4 protein-coding genes are annotated in these 4,381 nt (G+C 61.1%); all 4 read left to right on the top strand.

Features of this window, described 5'->3' with window-relative positions; translation table 11 throughout:
- Nucleotides 1–601 (top strand): Gfo/Idh/MocA family oxidoreductase (locus tag HX846_RS25905; protein WP_256739937.1); only part of this gene is annotated, 601 nt, incomplete at its 5' end.
- Between the two features lie 365 nt (nucleotides 602–966).
- Entirely contained in the window at nucleotides 967–1,902 is a 936-nt protein-coding gene (locus HX846_RS25900; protein ID WP_003214701.1) for a sugar ABC transporter substrate-binding protein, read from the top strand.
- Between the two features lie 63 nt (nucleotides 1,903–1,965).
- Nucleotides 1,966–3,519, top strand: coding sequence for a sugar ABC transporter ATP-binding protein (locus HX846_RS25895; protein ID WP_178966362.1), 1,554 nt, complete (start codon nucleotides 1,966–1,968; stop codon nucleotides 3,517–3,519).
- Between the two features lie 59 nt (nucleotides 3,520–3,578).
- Nucleotides 3,579–4,381, top strand: an 803-nt coding sequence (locus HX846_RS25890; RefSeq protein WP_178966361.1) for an ABC transporter permease, incomplete at its 3' end; no start/stop codon positions are given.

Below are 4,381 nucleotides of genomic sequence, written 5' to 3'. Positions count from 1 at the left end.
ATCCCGGGTGGAGCGCTACAACCCGGGCTCGGTGGGCAATGCCAGCGGCGGCGGCTTCCTGCGGGACCTGGGCAGCCACCTGGTGGACCAGGCCATGCAACTGTTCGGCCCGGTGGACCGGGTGTTCGCGCAGTTGCACTACACCGCCGATGAGCCGAACGTAGACCACGGCTTCTTTGTATCGCTGACCCACGCCAACGGGGTGATTTCACACCTGTGGGGCAGCGCCCTGCAAAACAGCCAGGCCCCGCGGTTTCGGGTGAATGGCACGGCCGGTTGCTACACCATCGAAGGGCTGGACGGCCAGGAAGAGGCGCTGCTGGCCGGCAAGACCCCGAAAACCGAAGGCGAGCACTGGGGCGCTGAAGAACATCGACGCTGGGGCTGGTTCGAGCAGGGGCCGGATCGTGAGCGGGTGCCGTCGGAAAAGGGCCGTTGGAATCAGTTCTACAGTCAGCTGCAAAGCGCGGTGGAAGGCCACGGCGAGTTGCCGGTGAACGTCCTGGATGCGCTGGCAACCACCCGCGTACTGGACGCCGCGCGCCTGAGTTCAGAGCGCCAGCAGGTAGTGGAAATGGCGGCTATGGAGCCTCATGGATGAAAAATAGAATAAAATTCTAAAACAGGTTGATATGGAAATTATTTTCCAATAAAGTCATTCCAGGTTGCATAAAGTACGTTCGGACTCGATTCGGGCGACTCGACAAAAACAAGATCAAAACAACCAGGTACCGTCAGATGAAAATCTTCAACGCTGTACTGCGAGTTTTACGTCCTGCCCTCCAGTCACGCGGTCTGCCCCGCGCCCGGCCGTTTTACTTTTCCCTCCTGAATGTCCTGTGCGTCGAAAGCAAGGGTTCCCTGGTGTGCTGCATTCCGGGGGCGCCGATCGTTCGACTGCCGACCGCTTCGCTCTGAAAAACGTAACGTCCACAAAACCAACAAGAAATTGGAGACAGACCGTTCATGAAGACCCCGATCCGTTTTACCGCGCTGGCCCTGTCCATGATGCTCGCCAGTGGTTTCGCCACGGCGGCCGATATCAAGGTGGGCGTGAGCATGTCGGCGTTCGATGACACCTTCCTGACTTACCTGCGCGAGGACATGGACAAGCAAGCCAAGTCCTACCCCAAGGGTGACGGCGTGCAGCTGCAGTTCGAAGACGCCCGCGCCGATGTGGTCAAGCAACTGAGCCAGGTCGAGAACTTTATCAGCCAGAAAGTCGACGCCATCATCGTCAACCCGGTCGACACGGCGTCTACCGCCAATATCAGTAAAGCGGCCCTCGCAGCGGGCATTCCGCTGGTGTACGTCAACCGTCGTCCCGACCAGACGGATCTGCCCAAAGGCATCGTGGCCGTGACCTCCAATGACGTCGAGGCGGGTCGCCTGCAAATGCAGTACATCGCCGAAAAGCTCGGCGGCAAGGGCAAGATCGTGATCCTGCTGGGTGACCTGGCGAACAACTCCACCACCAACCGCACCAAGGGGGTGAAGGAAGTCCTGGCCAAATACCCAGGCATCACCATCGAGCAGGAACAGACCGGCATCTGGCTGCGTGACAAGGGCATGACCCTGGTCAACGACTGGCTGACCCAAGGCCGTGAATTCAACGCGGTGCTGGCCAACAACGACGAGATGGCCATCGGTGCGTCCATGGCGTTGAAGTCGGCGGGCACCAAGCCGGGCACCGTGTTGATCGCCGGGGTGGATGGCACACCGGACGGTTTGAACGCGATTACCAAGGGCGACATGGCCGCGTCGGCGTTCCAGGACGCCAATGGCCAGGCCGTGGGTTCGGTGGAAGCGGCGCGCAAGATGGCCAGGCACGAGCCGGTCGAGCAGAACGTGGTGATCCCGTTCAAGCTGATCACCCCGGACAACGTCAAAGACTTCAAGTAGCCCTTAATAACAACAATAAACCGGCAGGGCAGCCACGGCGGCCCTGCTGACGGAGTACCCGATATGTTTGCTCAAGCGACTGCTTCCCAGCCTCCCGGTATCCAGCCCTTGGTACTGGAAGAACCCTATCTGCTGGAGATCTCCAACATCAGCAAAGGCTTTCCCGGCGTCGTGGCCCTGGCCGATGTGCAGCTGCGGGTGCGCCCCGGCTCGGTGCTGGCGCTGATGGGCGAGAACGGCGCGGGCAAGTCGACACTGATGAAGATCATCGCCGGCATCTATCAGCCCGACGCCGGTGAAATCCGCTTGCGTGGCAAGCCGATCAAATTCGAAACACCGCTGGCGGCGCAGAAGGCCGGGATCGCGATGATCCACCAGGAACTCAACCTGATGCCGCACATGAGCATCGCCGAGAACATCTGGATCGGTCGCGAACAGCTCAACGGCCTGCACATGGTCAACCACCGGGAAATGCACCGCTGCACCGCGCAATTGCTGGCGCGGCTGCGGATCAATCTCGACCCGGAGGAACACGTCGGTAACCTGAGCATTGCCGAGCGGCAGATGGTCGAGATTGCCAAGGCGGTGTCCTATGACTCCGACATCCTGATCATGGATGAACCGACCTCCGCCATTACCGACAAGGAAGTGGCCCACCTGTTTTCGATCATTGCCGACCTCAAGTCCCAGGGCAAAGGCATCATCTACATCACCCATAAAATGAACGAAGTGTTCGCCATCGCCGATGAAGTGGCGGTGTTCCGCGATGGCGCCTATATCGGCCTGCAGCGGGCCGACAGCATGGACAGCGACAGCCTGATCTCGATGATGGTGGGACGTGAGCTGAGCCAGCTGTTCCCGGTGCGCGACAAGCCCATCGGCAATCTGCTGCTGTCGGTGCGCGACCTGCGCCTGGATGGGGTATTCCAGGGCGTGTCGTTCGACCTGCACGCCGGGGAAATTCTCGGTATCGCCGGGCTGATGGGCTCCGGGCGGACCAATGTGGCCGAAACCATTTTCGGCATCACCCCAAGCTCCGGCGGCGAGATCCAGTTGGACGGCAAGACCGTGCGCATCACCGACCCGCATATGGCCATCGAGAAGGGCTTCGCGCTGCTGACCGAAGACCGCAAGCTCAGCGGCCTGTTCCCCTGCCTATCGGTACTGGAAAACATGGAGATGGCTGTGCTGCCGCATTACTCCGGCAATGGCTTTATCCAGCAAAAAGCCCTGCGTGCCCTGTGCGAAGACATGTGCACCAAGCTGCGGGTGAAAACCCCGTCGCTGGAGCAATGCATCGACACCTTGTCCGGTGGCAACCAGCAAAAAGCCCTGTTGGCCCGCTGGCTGATGACCAACCCACGGCTACTGATCCTCGACGAACCCACTCGCGGTATCGACGTGGGCGCCAAGGCCGAGATCTACCGGCTGATTTCCTACCTGGCCAGCGAAGGCATGGCGGTGATCATGATTTCCTCGGAGCTGCCCGAGGTGCTGGGCATGAGCGACCGGGTGATGGTGATGCACGAAGGCGACCTGATGGGCACCCTGGACCGCGCGGATGCGACCCAGGAAAAAGTCATGCAACTGGCTTCCGGTATGACGGCGGTCCACTAACGAACAGACGGCGCCGGCCCGTTGTGGCCGGCGCAACGCGATAAAAAAGGTGAGTGGTTATGAACGCGATACTGGAAAGCAAACCCGAGGAAAAGAAGCCCGCTGCGGCGCCGGTCAAGCACCGTCGACGCATGCCCACCGAGCTGAGCATCCTGCTGGTGCTGATTGGCATCGGCCTGGTGTTTGAGTTGTTCGGCTGGATCGTGCGCGACCAGAGCTTCCTGATGAACTCCCAGCGCCTTGTATTGATGATCCTGCAAGTTTCGATCATCGGCCTGCTGGCGATTGGCGTGACCCAGGTGATCATCACCACCGGTATCGATTTGTCCTCGGGCTCGGTGCTGGCGTTGTCGGCGATGATCGCCGCCAGCCTGGCGCAGACTTCCGACTTTTCCCGTGCGGTGTTTCCGTCATTGACTGACCTGCCGGTGTGGATACCGGTGGCGATGGGCCTGGGCGTGGGGCTGCTGGCGGGGGCGATCAACGGCAGTATCATTGCGGTCACCGGGATTCCACCGTTTATTGCGACCCTCGGCATGATGGTCTCGGCCCGTGGCCTGGCGCGTTACTACACCGAAGGCCAGCCGGTGAGCATGCTCTCGGACTCCTACACGGCCATCGGCCACGGCGCGATGCCGGTGGTGATCTTCCTGGTGGTGGCGGTGATCTTCCATATCGCCCTGCGCTACACCAAGTACGGCAAGTACACCTACGCCATCGGCGGCAACATGCAGGCGGCGCGCACCTCGGGCATCAACGTCAAGCGCCACCTGATCATCGTCTACAGCATCGCCGGCCTGCTGGCGGGCCTGGCCGGTGTAGTGGCGTCGGCACGGGCGGCCACCGGGCAGGCGGGCATGGG

The sequence above is a fragment of the Pseudomonas sp. K5002 genome (assembly GCF_013386655.1).
Taxonomy (GTDB): domain Bacteria; phylum Pseudomonadota; class Gammaproteobacteria; order Pseudomonadales; family Pseudomonadaceae; genus Aquipseudomonas.
The sequence above is the reverse complement of the archived record's forward strand: the minus strand, read 5'-3'. Positions and strand labels throughout refer to the sequence as shown.